The sequence below is a fragment of the Mycobacterium sp. NGS66 genome (assembly GCF_059812225.1).
The window spans coordinates 740,079-753,011 of record NZ_JCALCG010000001.1 but is presented as its reverse complement, the minus strand read 5'-3'; the positions used below and the strand labels follow the sequence as shown (position 1 = coordinate 753,011).

15 protein-coding genes are annotated in these 12,933 nt (G+C 65.1%); 6 read left to right on the top strand and 9 right to left on the bottom strand.

Going from position 1 to position 12,933, the window contains the following annotated elements:
• Positions 1–125: 125 nt before the first annotated feature.
• On the bottom strand, positions 126–533 hold the full coding sequence (locus tag AC5Y2L_RS03685) for a TIGR03668 family PPOX class F420-dependent oxidoreductase (RefSeq protein ID WP_499936306.1): 408 nt from the start codon (positions 531–533) through the stop codon (positions 126–128).
• Between the two features lie 42 nt (positions 534–575).
• Here AC5Y2L_RS03685 and AC5Y2L_RS03680 point away from each other — a divergent pair, with 42 nt between their 5' ends.
• The 5 genes from AC5Y2L_RS03680 to AC5Y2L_RS03660 all read left to right on the top strand — a co-directional run bounded on the left by AC5Y2L_RS03680 (position 576) and on the right by AC5Y2L_RS03660 (position 6,242).
• Complete coding sequence (locus tag AC5Y2L_RS03680; RefSeq protein WP_499936305.1) at positions 576–1,046, top strand: nuclear transport factor 2 family protein; 471 nt, start codon at positions 576–578, stop codon at positions 1,044–1,046.
• A gap of 109 nt (positions 1,047–1,155) precedes the next feature.
• Positions 1,156–2,217, top strand: coding sequence for a S1C family serine protease (locus AC5Y2L_RS03675; RefSeq protein WP_499936304.1), 1,062 nt, complete (start codon positions 1,156–1,158; stop codon positions 2,215–2,217).
• A gap of 100 nt (positions 2,218–2,317) precedes the next feature.
• Positions 2,318–4,114 carry a maltose alpha-D-glucosyltransferase gene (treS, locus tag AC5Y2L_RS03670; protein ID WP_499936302.1) on the top strand — a complete coding sequence of 599 codons (1,797 nt, stop codon included), beginning with the start codon at positions 2,318–2,320 and terminating at the stop codon, positions 4,112–4,114.
• A 40-nt stretch (positions 4,115–4,154) separates the two neighbouring features.
• On the top strand, positions 4,155–5,525 hold the full coding sequence (locus AC5Y2L_RS03665) for a maltokinase N-terminal cap-like domain-containing protein (RefSeq protein ID WP_499936301.1): 1,371 nt from the start codon (positions 4,155–4,157) through the stop codon (positions 5,523–5,525).
• Positions 5,526–5,534: 9 nt separating this feature from the next.
• Positions 5,535–6,242: a YoaK family protein gene (locus AC5Y2L_RS03660; RefSeq protein WP_499936300.1), complete on the top strand. Its 708-nt coding sequence runs from the start codon at positions 5,535–5,537 to the stop codon at positions 6,240–6,242.
• A 73-nt stretch (positions 6,243–6,315) separates the two neighbouring features.
• On the opposite strand, the gene ag85C is transcribed toward AC5Y2L_RS03660, so the two are convergent.
• The 7 genes from ag85C to AC5Y2L_RS03625 all read right to left on the bottom strand — a co-directional run bounded on the left by ag85C (position 6,316) and on the right by AC5Y2L_RS03625 (position 10,997).
• The gene (gene ag85C / locus AC5Y2L_RS03655) at positions 6,316–7,317 is read right to left on the bottom strand and encodes a diacylglycerol acyltransferase/mycolyltransferase Ag85C (RefSeq protein ID WP_499936298.1); all 1,002 of its coding nucleotides are present in this window, start codon (positions 7,315–7,317) and stop codon (positions 6,316–6,318) included.
• Between the two features lie 237 nt (positions 7,318–7,554).
• On the bottom strand, positions 7,555–8,382 hold the full coding sequence (locus AC5Y2L_RS03650; RefSeq protein WP_499936297.1) for an ABC transporter permease: 828 nt from the start codon (positions 8,380–8,382) through the stop codon (positions 7,555–7,557).
• On the bottom strand, positions 8,372–9,202 hold the full coding sequence (locus AC5Y2L_RS03645) for an ATP-binding cassette domain-containing protein (RefSeq protein WP_499936296.1): 831 nt from the start codon (positions 9,200–9,202) through the stop codon (positions 8,372–8,374). The genes AC5Y2L_RS03650 and AC5Y2L_RS03645 overlap by 11 nt, the downstream gene beginning before the upstream one ends.
• Entirely contained in the window at positions 9,199–9,660 is a 462-nt protein-coding gene (locus tag AC5Y2L_RS03640; protein ID WP_499936294.1) for a MarR family winged helix-turn-helix transcriptional regulator, read from the bottom strand. The genes AC5Y2L_RS03645 and AC5Y2L_RS03640 overlap by 4 nt, the downstream gene beginning before the upstream one ends.
• 18 nt (positions 9,661–9,678) lie before the next feature.
• Positions 9,679–10,206: a metallophosphoesterase family protein gene (locus AC5Y2L_RS03635; protein WP_499936292.1), complete on the bottom strand. Its 528-nt coding sequence runs from the start codon at positions 10,204–10,206 to the stop codon at positions 9,679–9,681.
• 21 nt (positions 10,207–10,227) lie between these two features.
• The gene (locus AC5Y2L_RS03630) at positions 10,228–10,401 is read right to left on the bottom strand and encodes a hypothetical protein (protein WP_499936290.1); all 174 of its coding nucleotides are present in this window, start codon (positions 10,399–10,401) and stop codon (positions 10,228–10,230) included.
• Positions 10,402–10,463: 62 nt separating this feature from the next.
• Positions 10,464–10,997, bottom strand: a complete 534-nt coding sequence (locus AC5Y2L_RS03625; protein WP_499936289.1) for a DUF4232 domain-containing protein — start codon at positions 10,995–10,997, stop codon at positions 10,464–10,466.
• A 101-nt stretch (positions 10,998–11,098) separates the two neighbouring features.
• Here AC5Y2L_RS03625 and AC5Y2L_RS03620 point away from each other — a divergent pair, with 101 nt between their 5' ends.
• Positions 11,099–11,554 (top strand): MaoC family dehydratase, encoded by a 456-nt coding sequence (locus tag AC5Y2L_RS03620; protein ID WP_499936288.1) that lies wholly within the window; start codon positions 11,099–11,101, stop codon positions 11,552–11,554.
• 66 nt (positions 11,555–11,620) lie between these two features.
• Here the strand turns inward: AC5Y2L_RS03620 and AC5Y2L_RS03615 are convergent, their stop codons facing one another.
• Complete coding sequence (locus tag AC5Y2L_RS03615; RefSeq protein WP_499936550.1) at positions 11,621–12,916, bottom strand: acyl-CoA dehydrogenase family protein; 1,296 nt, start codon at positions 12,914–12,916, stop codon at positions 11,621–11,623.
• Positions 12,917–12,933 lie beyond the last annotated feature (17 nt).

Genomic DNA, 12,933 nt, shown 5'->3' with positions numbered 1-12,933 from the left:
TCGATCGACCCGCAACCGGGCAGGGTCCCTCCGGTGTGTTCCAGACCACAGAAGGCAGTAAGCAACTTTTCCCCGAACCGCCGCCCAACACAAGGGTCGGGCGGCATGCATCGCGGCTGAACGGCTCAGGCCTGCCAGCCGGCCCAGCGGCGTACCGTGACCACGATTACCGGACCATTCAACGGAACCGATTGGTACTGAACGTATTTGGCCCGCAACAGCCGGTATCCGGTGCGCGCCACCTCGTCGCCGGCGTGGATCGTGGCCTCGCCGTCGGCCCGGACCCACCACAGCTGTGTCCAGTCCTCGGCGTAATGGTCGACAAGCAGGCTGACGTGCGGATTGTGCTCGATGTTGGTCAGCCGGCGCAGCCGCTGCGTCGTCTTGGGCTTCGCGTCTACGGCGGTGTAAATGCGGTCTTGATCGACCGCGAACACCACCGGAACCAGGTGGGGCTTGCCTTCGGGGGTGACGGTGGCCAGCCGCGCCACCGGGGAACCTGCGAACCTGACCGCCAGATCGAATTGGCTCACCGAACCAGCTTAGAAGGGCTGCGGCTGCGTTAACTTGGCCCCATGCAGGCCGAGGCGCAGATCGCAAACCTTCTCTACCGGTATGCCGAATGCATCGACACCGGCGACCTGGCGGGAGCGGCCGAGCTGTTCGAGCACGCCCGCATCCGGATCGGCGGCCCCGACCCAGACCGCGACACCGTCGACGCCACCCGGCTGCTGGGGATCTGGACGTCGCTGATCCGGCTCTATCCGGACGGGACGCCCCGAACCAAGCACGTGGTAAGCAACCCGATCATCGACATCAACGAGGCAGCCGGCACGGCCGAGTGCCGCAGCTACTACATGGTGCTGCAGCAGACCGACGGGTTTCCGTTGCAAACCATCGTCGCCGGCCGCTACCACGACCGCTTCGAACGCGTCGACGACGATTGGCGCTATTCCTACCGCGACCTCACGCTCATCGACATGGTCGGTGACGTCAGTCACCACCTCACCCATCCCATCCGGCCCACGCCCGGTGACACTGCTTGAAAGCGACCGAGTTGGCTACCTGGACTACGGTGATCTAGATGTTGCCGTGCAGCCCAGACCCGAAGGCTGAGACAATTCTGGTTCTTCCCCGACGCAGGAGGTTACTCCGATGAGCAAAGCGCACCACCGCTTCCTCAGGTGGTCATGGTTGGTCAGCGTGCTGGCCGCGGCCGGGCTGGCCTTGGGCCTGGCCACTGCGCCGGCCCAGGCCGCGCCGCCCGGGACGGTGGCGCTCGACCGGTTCGCCGACCGGCCTCTGCTACCGCTGGACGCCGCGTCGACGGTTGCGCCGCAGGTTGTCGACATCAGCACCAGGTTCGGTTACAACAACGCGGTCGGCGCGGGGACCGGCATCGTCATCGACCCCAACGGCGTGGTGCTGACCAACAACCATGTGATCTCCGGCGCCACCGACATCAGCGCGTTCAGCGTCGCCGACGGCCGCACCTACGGCGTCGACGTGATCGGCTACGACCGCAGCCACGACGTCGCGGTGCTGCAGCTGCGCGGGGCCGGCGGCCTGCCCTCGGCCGCGATCGGCGGCGGGGTGACGGTCGGTGAGCCGCTGGTCGCGCTGGGCAACGCCGGTGGCGCGGGGGGAGCGCCCACGGCGGTGTCCGGGCGCGTGGTCGCGCTCAACCAGACCGTGCAGGCCACCGACACCCTGACCGGGGCCACCGAGACGCTGGGCGGGTTGATCCAGGTCGACGCCCCGATCAAGCCGGGTGACTCAGGTGGGCCGCTGGTCAACCAGGCCGGGCAGGTCGTCGGCGTCAACACGGCGGCCACCGAAAGCTACAAGATGTCCGGGGGACAGGGCTTCGCCATTCCAATCGGTCAGGCGATGGGAGTCGCCAACGCCATCCGCGGCGGCGCCGGCTCGAACACCGTGCACATCGGCCCGACGGCCTTCCTCGGCATCGGTGTCGTGGATAACCGGGGCGGTGCGCGGGTGGAACGCGTCGTCGCCACCGGCCCCGCCGCGGGAGCCGGCATCGGCGTCGGCGACGTCATCACCGCTGTCGACGGAGTCCCGGTCACCTCGGCCACTGCGATGGCTGATGTGCTGGTCCCGCATCACCCCGGAGACACGATCGCGGTGACCCTGCGCACCAAGACCGGCGAGACCCGCACGGTGAACGTCGTGTTGGGAGATGGGCCCCCAGCCTGAGGTCGGTATACTGCCCGTCCGCCAATTCGATTGTGACTAACCATGTTCCGGGCATGATTCCGCACGACGCGCGTCGGGTACACGTGGCATCGTGGAATTGATGAACGACGCAGACCGCGCTGTCCAGGTTGTCGAGCACCATTCCCACCACTCGCCAGAGGGCAGTCACGTCGAGGGCGGGGTCGTCGAACACCCCAACGTCGAGGACTTCGGCAACGCCACCAAGCTTCCCGCCGACCCCACCTGGTTCAAACACGCAGTTTTCTACGAGGTGTTGGTCCGGGCGTTCTACGACGCCAGCGCGGACGGCTCCGGGGACTTGCGTGGGCTGATCGACCGGCTGGACTACCTACAGTGGCTCGGCATCGATTGCATCTGGCTGCCGCCGTTTTACGACTCACCGCTGCGCGACGGCGGGTACGACATCCGCGACTTCTACAAGGTGCTGCCGGAGTTCGGCACGGTCGACGACTTCGTGGCCCTGCTCGACGCCGCGCACCAGCGCGGAATCCGGGTAATCACCGATTTGGTGATGAATCACACATCCGAGTCGCATCCGTGGTTTCAGGAGTCCCGCCGGGATCCCGACGGTCCCTACGGTGACTACTACGTCTGGAGCGACACCAGCGAGAAGTACACCGATGCCCGGATCATCTTCGTGGACAGCGAAGAGTCGAACTGGACCTTCGACCCGGTGCGCCGCCAGTTCTACTGGCACCGGTTCTTCTCACACCAGCCGGACCTGAACTACGACAACCCGGCCGTGCAAGAGGCGATGATCGACGTCATCCGGTTCTGGTTGGGGCTGGGTATCGACGGCTTCCGGCTGGACGCGGTGCCCTACCTGTTCGAACGCGAAGGCACCAATTGCGAGAACCTGCCCGAGACGCACGCGTTCCTCAAGCGGGTCCGCAAAGTGGTCGACGACGAATTCCCGGGCCGGGTGTTGCTGGCCGAGGCCAATCAGTGGCCCGCCGACGTGGTCGAGTACTTCGGCGACCCGACCACCGGCGGCGACGAATGTCACATGGCGTTCCACTTCCCGCTGATGCCGCGCATCTTCATGGCGGTCCGCCGCGAGTCGCGGTTTCCGATCTCGGAGATCCTGGCCCAGACACCACCCATCCCGGACCTGGCTCAGTGGGGCATCTTCCTGCGCAACCACGACGAGTTGACGCTGGAGATGGTCACCGACGAAGAACGCGACTACATGTACTCCGAGTACGCGAAAGATCCCCGGATGAAGGCCAACGTCGGCATCCGCCGGCGGTTGGCTCCGCTGCTGGACAACGACCGCAACCAGATCGAGTTGTTCACCGCGTTGCTGATGTCGCTGCCGGGCTCGCCGGTGCTCTACTACGGCGACGAGATCGGCATGGGCGACGTGATCTGGCTGGGGGATCGCGACGGCGTCCGCACGCCGATGCAGTGGACGCCCGACCGCAACGCCGGCTTCTCCACCGCCAACCCGGGTCGTCTGTATCTGCCGCCCAGCCAGGATCCCGTGTACGGCTACCAGGCCGTCAACGTCGAGGCCCAACGCGACACCTCGACGTCGCTGCTCAACTTCACCCGCACGATGCTGGCTGTGCGTCGCAGGCATCAGGCGTTCGCGGTCGGGTCGTTCCAGGAGCTGGGCGGGTCCAATCCCTCGGTCTTGGCCTTCGTGCGGCAGGCGCCGGGCGAGCACGGCGACACCGTCTTGTGCGTCAACAACTTGTCACGATTTCCCCAGCCCATCGAGCTGAACCTGCAGCATTGGAACAACTACACGCCGGTCGAGCTGACCGGGCAGGTGCATTTCCCGCGTATCGGTCACCTGCCCTATCTGCTCACGCTGCCGGGACACGGGTTCTACTGGTTCCAGTTGTCCGAGTGGGATGAGGAGCACCCGTGACCGGGCCGCAGAGCTTAGCGATGAGGAGGAGCAGCACAGGATGACCTCTCCAGCCCAGCTGGCGGCCAAGCTGCCGTGGTCAGAGTGGCTGCCGCAGCAGCGTTGGTACGCCGGCCGCAGCCGCGAGCTCAGGACCGCCGAGCCGAGCGTGGTCGTCCCACTGCGCGACAACCTCGACCTGGTACTGGTCGACGTCGCCTATACCGACGGTTCCTCCGAGCGCTACCAGGTGATCGTGGGCTGGGATTCCGCGCCGATCTTCGAGTTCAGCACGGTGGCCACAATTGGCGCGGCGGACGATCGCACCGGTTTCGACGCGCTGTATGACGCGAGCGCGCCGCAATACCTGCTGTCGCTGATCGATTCGTCGGCGGTGCGAGAGTCGACGGGCATCGAAGTGCGGTTCGCCGCTGAACCCGGCGTCGAACTGGCGCTGGACGCGTACCCGCGCGTTCTCGACGCCGAGCAATCCAATACCAGCGTGATCTTCGACCCGCAGGCGATCCTCAAGGTGTTCCGCCGGGTCAGCAACGGCATCAACCCCGATATCGAACTGGGCAGGGTACTGGGCCGGGCCGGCAATCCGCATGTGGCACGTTTGCTCGGCGTCTATGAGCTCACCGCTCCCGGTCAGTCGGAACAGCAGGCGTGCCCGCTGGGCATGGTGACCGAATACGAGCCCAACGCCGCCGAGGGCTGGGCGATGGCGACGGCCAGCGTCCGTGACCTTTTCGCCGAAGGTGACCTGTATGCCCACGAAGTGGGCGGCGATTTCGCCGGCGAGTCGTACCGGCTCGGCGAAGCCGTCGCCTCCGTACATGCCACCCTCGCCGACCGATTGGGCACCGCTCACGCGACATTTCCGGTGGACACCATGCTCAAGCGGTTGTCGTCGACGGTTGCGACGGTCCCGGACCTGGGTCCGTATGCGGCCACCATCGAAGAGCAATTCCGCAAACTAACCGGAGAGCGGATCGTGGTTCAGCGGGTGCACGGTGACCTGCACTTGGGGCAGGTGCTGCGCACCCCGGAAAGCTGGCTGCTGATCGACTTCGAAGGCGAACCCGGTCAGCCCTTGGACGAGCGGCGGGCGCCGGACTCACCGTTACGGGACGTGGCCGGGGTGTTGCGGTCCTATGAGTACGCGGCTTACGGGCCGCTGGTCGACCAGGCGTCCCAGAACCCAGACAAACAGCGCGCCGCCCGGGCCCGGGAATGGGTGCAGCGCAATCACACCGCGTTCTGTGACGGCTACGCGGCGGCGTCCGGCGTCGACCCACGGGATTCGGCACTGTTGCTGGCCGCCTACGAGCTGGACAAGGCCGTTTACGAGACAGGTTATGAGGCGCGGCATCGGCCCGGCTGGCTGCCGATCCCACTGCGGTCGATCGCTCGCCTCACGGCTGCATAAGGTTGGCGCGTGGAGAACGAGATATTCAACAGCGAGTCGCGGCTGTCCTGGGTGCTGGCCGCCCTGGCAGGCGTATTGGGTGCAACCGCATTCACCCACTCCGCCGGATACTTCGTGACGTTCATGACGGGCAACGCGCAACGAGCCATCCTCGGTTATTTCCGCAACGACGTGGTGTTGTCGGTGACGGCGGGGCTGCTGCTGTTGTGCTTCGTATCGGGCGTCGTGGTCGCCTCGGTGTGCCGGCGGCATTTCTGGGTGGCGCACCCGCACGGCCCGACCGTATTGACCACGTTCAGCCTGCTGCTCGCCACCGCGATCGACATCATCGTCGGCAAGTGGAGCCAGACTCAGCTGGATTTCATTCCGATCATGGTGGTGGTGTTCGGCGTCGGGGCGTTGAACACGTCGTTCGTCAAGAACGGCGAGGTTTCGGTGCCGCTGAGCTATGTCACCGGCACGCTGGTGAAAATGGGCCAAGGCATCGAGCGGCACATCGCCGGCGGACGGGCCGCGGACTGGTTGGGTTATTTTCTGCTGCTGAGCAGCTTCATCTTCGGAGCCACGGTGGGCGGTGTCATCAGTTTGTTCGTCAGCGGGACGCAGATGCTCGGGATGGCCGCGATCGTGTGCGCGTTGACGACCGCGTACACCTACTTCCACCAGGACCGCCGCGCTCTGCTGGAGAACAGCCAAGAACAGCAGAAGGTGGAGTAGCGGCCAAAAAGCATCGGCAGCAGCGCTGGCCGTTGCACTGCTGCCGATGCCGGCTTGGGGAATGTTTCGGGCGCTATGCCGGGTTACCGCCGGCGTTGAGCACCTGCAGGATGTCGGGCTTCATGGCCATCAGCTGCTGGTTCCAGTACGGCCACGAATGTGTCCCGTTGGTGGGGAAGTTGAACACACCGTTGTGTCCGCCCGAGGCCGCATAAGTGCTCTGGAACGTCTGGTTGGTGCGCAGGGTCAGCCCTTCCAGGAACTTCGCCGGCATGTTGTCGCCGCCGAGGTCGCTCGGTGTGCCGTTACCGCAGTAGACCCAGATGCGGGTGTTGTTGGCCACCAGCCGTGGAATCTGCACCATCGGGTCGTTGCGCTTCCACGCCGGGTCGGTGGACGGGCCCCACATGCTGTTGGCGTTGTAGCCGCCCGAGTCGTTCATCGCCAGACCGATCAGCGTCGGCCACCACCCTTCCGACGGGTTGAGGAAGCCCGACAACGAAGCGGCGTAGGGGAACTGCTGCGGGTAATAGGCCGCCAGGATCAGCGCCGCGCCACCCGACATCGAAAGGCCAACGGCCGCATTGCCGGCCGGCGAAACCTGCTTGTTGGCCTGCAGCCAGGCGGGCATCTCCTGGGTCAGGAACGTCTCCCACTTGTAGGTGTAGTTCTGGCCGTTGCCCTGCGACGGCTGATACCAGTTGCTGTAGAAGCTGGACTGGCCGCCGACCGGCATGACCACCGAGAGCCCCGACTGGTAGAACTCCTCGAAGGCCGGGGTATTGATGTCCCAGCCGTTGTAGTCGTCTTGGGCTCGAAGGCCGTCGAGCAGGTAGATCGCGTGTTGCCCGCCGCCTTGGAATTGCACTTTGATGTTGCGGCCCATCGACGGTGACGGCACCTGCAGGTATTCCACTGGAAGGCCAGGCTTGGAGAACGCCCCCGCGGTCCCCATGCCGCCGACGACGGCGACCAGGCCGGACAACAGGCCAGCCCCTACCGCCGCGATAGCGAGCCGCCGTGGCCAAGTTGCCGTGGTGCCCCGCAACTTTCGCATTCCTTCGAAGAACGACATAGCTCCCTAACTTTCAACTACTTCCAGGTGCCGCGGATGGCGGTGGAATCTCGTTCTGGGCGAGTCAAACACAGGGAGATTGCGTACTTCGGTTGTCACGGCCGGGGACCGACGTCGCGGTTGGCTAACGATTGAGCGTCGGCGCGGACTCGGACGTGCTGCGTTGCCAAGCGCGAGCAGACGCAAAATCACCCGTTTCGTGCCGAAATCAGGGGATTTTGCGTCTGCTCGCCGGACCTAGGAGACCAAGCGGCGCAACAGCTTTGACGCCGCAGCGATTCCGAGCACGGCGGCCACCAGCAACACGACGATGTCCAACGGGTTGAATGGCGTGCCGATCAGCAGCGCGCGCAGCGCGTCGACCTGGTAGCTCAACGGGTTGACGCGGCTCAGCACGTGCAGCCAGGCCGGCATGACGTCGACCGGGTAGAGGGCATTGGATGCGAAGAACAACGGCATGGTGATCGCTTGCCCGATACCCATCAGGCGATCGCGATTGCGCACCAGCCCGGCCAGCGTCATCGACAGGCACGCGAAGAACGCGGCACCGAGCATCACCGTGCCCATCGCCGCCAGGATCCGCAGCGGATTGATGGTCAGGCCGACGTTCATCAGATACGCCAACGCCATCACCCCGACGACCTGTGCCACCGATCGCACGCCGGCCGCGAATGCCTTGCCGGTGATCAGCGCCGACGGCGGAGCCGGGGTCACCATGATTTTGGCCAGGATTCCCGCGTCTCGATCCCAAATGATCTGCACCCCATAGAAGATGGAGATGAACAGCGCCGATTGTGCGATGATGCCGGGCGCCAAAAACGCCAGATAGGACACCTTCCCGGTATTGATGACGTGCAGATGGCTGAACGTGGTACCGAAGATCAACAACCACAGCGCGGGCTGCACCATCCGGGTCACCAGCTCGGTGCGATCATGTTGCAGCTTCTGCAGTTCGACGATCGCGAACGTGCTGATCCGGCTCAACGTGGCGCCGGCCCGTTGCCAGCCACGGGGAGCCCGAACGAGCGTAGCGTTGGCCGCGTTACCGACTGTGTCAACCTGCACGACGGGCAGCCCTTCTGCTGGAACGGATTTCACGGATGCCCGGCGATTCCTCGGCCTCGTCGTCCAATCCGCAGTCCGCGTAGTGACGGAACACATCCTCGAGTGTTGCCTGAGCTGACCCCTTGGAAATCTGGGCCTTCAACCTGGCGGGTGTCCCCACGGCCCGGAGCGCACCATGATGCATCAGCGCCACCCGATCACACAGCGCGTCGGCCTCTTCCATGTAGTGGGTGGTGAGCAGCACCGTCATCCCGAACTGCGCCTGCATGTTCTGCACTTGAGTCCACACCCGGTCGCGGGCAATCGGATCCAGCCCCACGGTCGGTTCGTCGAGCACCAGCAGCGAGGGCCGGTTCACCAGCGCTTGCGCCACTTCCAGGCGGCGGATCATGCCACCCGAGTAGGTCGACGCCAGCCGATCGGCGACGTCGAGCAGGTTCATGGCCTCCAGCGCCTGGTTCACTCGGTCGGTCCGGTCGGCGCGTCGCACCCCGTACAGCCGCGCGAACCATTGCACGTTCTGTCTGCCGGTCAGCGCCGGCTCTATCGAAAGCTGTTGCGGCACATAGCCCACGTTGCTTCGAATGTCCATGGTCTGCCGGCGGGCGTCCATGCCGAAGATGCGCAGTTCGCCGGTCTGCACCGGGGTCAATGTGGTCAGCATCCGCACCAGCGTTGTCTTGCCGGCGCCGTTGGGGCCGAGCAAACCCATCGTTTCGCCGGGTCTTACCTGCAGCGTCAGGTCGTCGACAGCGGTGAATCCGCCATAGCGAAAGGTCAGGTGCCGGCAGTCGATCGCCATCGGTAGCGATCCGGTCATGAACGTCGCTCCTGCAATAGTCGGGTCATCGTGCCTAGGACCTCCAATCCCTTTGCCAGGGCATCGATTTGACGGTCGTCAAGTTCGCCGAGCACCTCGGACAGTGCGGCTCGTCGGGCGGCCCGAGACGCATCGACCATCTGCTGCGCGGGCTCGGCGAGCCGCAATTGGCCGACGCGGCGGTCGGTTGCGTCGACGGTCCGCACCAGCAAGCCGTCGGCCACCAGCCTGGACACCAATGTCGAGGCGGTGTTGGGCACCAGTCCGAGTTCGGCGGCGGCGGCGCTGACCGAGATCCCGGGCCGGCGGCGGACGAGCCACAGCAACTCGGACTGCGACTCGGACAGGCGAGTGGAGTCGAACGCGCGACCGGCTGACCGCCGCAGTTGCCGACGGAATCTGCCCACCACGCTGAACACCTCGGTGACGAGGTCGGTATGAGACTGCACTGTCGTCATAATACCTCTGTATACAAGCTAAGTATGTGTGCGGGCTGTGTCGCCGAGCTTTTGCTCGACACGATGGAGCACCACGTCTGTGAGGGCCCCGCTTTTCGCGGCGGCAGTCATATAGGTGCAAAACGGCTGCCGACGGCGATCGGTCGGCGAGCCGGGATTCAGCAGACGCAATCCCGTTGCCGTCGTCGTATCCCAGGGGATGTGGCTGTGCCCGAACACCAGGACGTCGGTGTCGGGATATAGCCGTGACATGCGGGTTTCCCGTCCCGACGCGGTTCCGGTCTCATGCACGACGGTGAAGCGCACGCCCGCCAACGTCACGTCGGCACGTTCGGGTAGCCGGGCGCGCACGGCGGGGCCGTCATTGTTTCCCCAACATGCGACGAGCCGGGCGGCCCGGGACTCCAGCGTGTCGAGCAGTTCAACGGCCACCCAGTCGCCGGCGTGGAACACGACGTCCGTTTGCGCGACCTCGTCCCATACCTGCCGGGGCAGGTCGCGTGCGCGCAACGGGACGTGGGTGTCAGCGATCAGCAGCAGCCTCACCCGGTCATCTTGCGCCGCGGTTCAACTTCGTTGGCTGCGGGCTTCGGCGCCCGTCTCGCCGGCGTCAATGGCGTCGTCGGGGCCGGTCTCACCCACATAGGTGCCGTCGTCTTCCCCTTGGGCGGCACGCGACCGCGACTCGTGGGATTCCGCTTCGACGTCGGATTCGGTCTTGTGGCCCTTGGGTTCAGTCATAGTGCTTCCGCATTCCCGCGACGCCGTGCGGCAAAACCGTGCTCGCCGCGTAGTCGTGACCGTCAGTCGGCGGTCAGGGGGTGGACCTGCAAATTGCAGATGCCCTCGTTGGCCCCGATCGAGACCGGAATGTCAAATGTCTGCCATGTTCCCGGTGGTATCACGCGCAGGCGTATGTCGGTGGGCGCCGATCCGTAGGTCGGGCAGTCTTGGTCTTGCGCCGTGCCGGTGGCCGACCATTCGACCATCGCGTGTGCGCCATGACCGGGAACCAGAACCGCCGTCGCCCCGGGTGTTCCGCCGCCCAGATATCCCTGCGGTGTCGGCTTGGCCTGGATTTGCGTTCCGGTGGGTACCAAAGCGACGACCGCGGGATAACCCGACAACTCACAGGCGCTGACGTCCGGTTGTGCGGTGAAATTCAGCTGGATGCCGCGGTGACCCAAGCCAGCCTGCTGCGGTCCCGCACTCACCGCGAGCTGCTGGATGTCGCACAGCGCGATTTCCGGATCGGCATTGGCGGTACCCCCGGCAGCCGTCGTCGCTGCGGCCGCCAGCCACACCGCCGAGCCCAGCGCGGCCTGCGTTACTTTCATAGCTTGTCCCTCCTGTCCTCGGTCGGTGGTTGCAGCGTCCCGCGCCACAGTCGCCGAGGCCAGGTGGCACGCTGTTGAACACCCAAGCAGAGGAGAGACCCATGCGCACCTTTGAGTCAGTCGCCGACCTCGCCGCGGCTGCGGGCGAGACCATCGGACAGAGCGACTGGGTGACGATCACTCAGGAAGAGGTCAACATGTTCGCCGACGCCACGGGCGATCACCAGTGGATCCACGTCGACCCGGAACGAGCGGCCAAGGGCCCGTTCGGAACGACGATCGCGCACGGCTTCATGACCCTGTCGCTGCTGCCGCGGCTGCAGCACCAGATGTACACCGTCAACGGCATCAAGCTGGCAATCAACTACGGCCTCAACAAAGTTCGATTTCCTGCCCCGGTACCGGTGGGTTCGCGGATACGTGCGACGAGCTCGCTGGTCAGTGTCGACGACGTCGGCAACGGTGCCGTGCAGGCAACGGTGTCGTCGACCGTGGAGATCGACGGGTCGCCCAAGCCGGCGTGCGTGGCGGAAAGCGTCGTCCGCTACATCACGTAGTGTCGCGAGCAGACGCAAAATCTCCCATTTCGCACCCGAATTGGGTGATTTTGTGTCTGCTCGGCGTCAGTATTCGGCAATGGCATGTTCCAGGCGCTCGGCCAGCCGGGCCTGAGCTTCGGCCCGCCGGGTCGGGATGTGCTGCGACGGGAATAACGTTGTCACAGGTTGGTATTCGCGCAGCGTGCGCCGGGCCACCGTCATCTTGTGCAGCTCGGTGGCCCCGTCGGCGATACCCAGCGACTCGGCACCCACCAGCATCTTGACGAACGGCATCTCGTCGGACACGCCGAGCGCGCCATGCAGGTGCATCGCCCGTTGCGCCACGTCGTGCAGCACTTGCGGCATCGCGACCTTCACCGCCGCGATGTCACGACGAACCTTCTGGTAGTCGTCGTGCTTGTCGATCAGCCAGGCGGTGCGTAGCACCAGCAGCCGGAACTGCTCGATCTGGATCCAGCTGTCGGCGATCTTCTCCTGCGTCATCTGCAGGTCGGCCAGCCGCCCATGCCGGGTCTGCCGCGACACCGCGCGTTCGCACATCATGTCAAAAGCCTTGCGGGCCAGCGCGATTGTTCGCATCGCGTGGTGGATACGACCGCCGCCGAGTCGGGTCTGCGCGATCATGAAGGCCTGGCCCTCACCGCCCAGTACATGGTCGGCGGGAACCCGGACGTTGTTGTAGCGGACGTAGGCGTGGCTGGCGTGCTTGGACACCTCACCTCCCACGCCTACGTTGCGCACGATCTCGATGCCGGGGGTCTCGGCCGGCACGATGAACAGCGACATCTTGTCGTAGGTGTGCGACTCGGGATTGGTGACGGCCATGACGATGAAGAACGACGCGTGCTTGGCGTTGGTGGAAAACCACTTCTCCCCGTTGATGATCCAGTCGTCACCGTCGCGCGTCGCGGCCGTGACGAACATCCCGGGATCAGAACCGCCCTGCGGTTCTGTCATCGAATAGCAGGAGGTGATCTCACCGTCGAGCAACGGCTGCAGATAGCGGGCCTTCTGTTCGTCGGTGCCGAACAGCGCGAGAATTTCGGCGTTGCCGGAATCCGGTGCCTGGCAGCCGAATACCGACGGCGCCCAGCGTGACCTTCCGAGAATTTCGTTGAGCAGCGCGAGTTTGACCTGACCGAAGCCCTGGCCGCCCAGCTCGGGCCGCAGATGGGCGGCCCACAGTCCCTGTTCCTTCACCTGCTGCTGCAACGGCCGCAGGATCGCCATCATCTCCGGGTTCTTCTTGTCGTAAGGGTCGAGGGCGACCAGATCGAGCGGCTCGAGTTCGTCGACCATGAATTTTTCGACCCAGTCCAGCTTCGCCTGGTATTCCGGGTCCGTTTCGAAGTCCCACACCGTCGGCAACCGTTCCC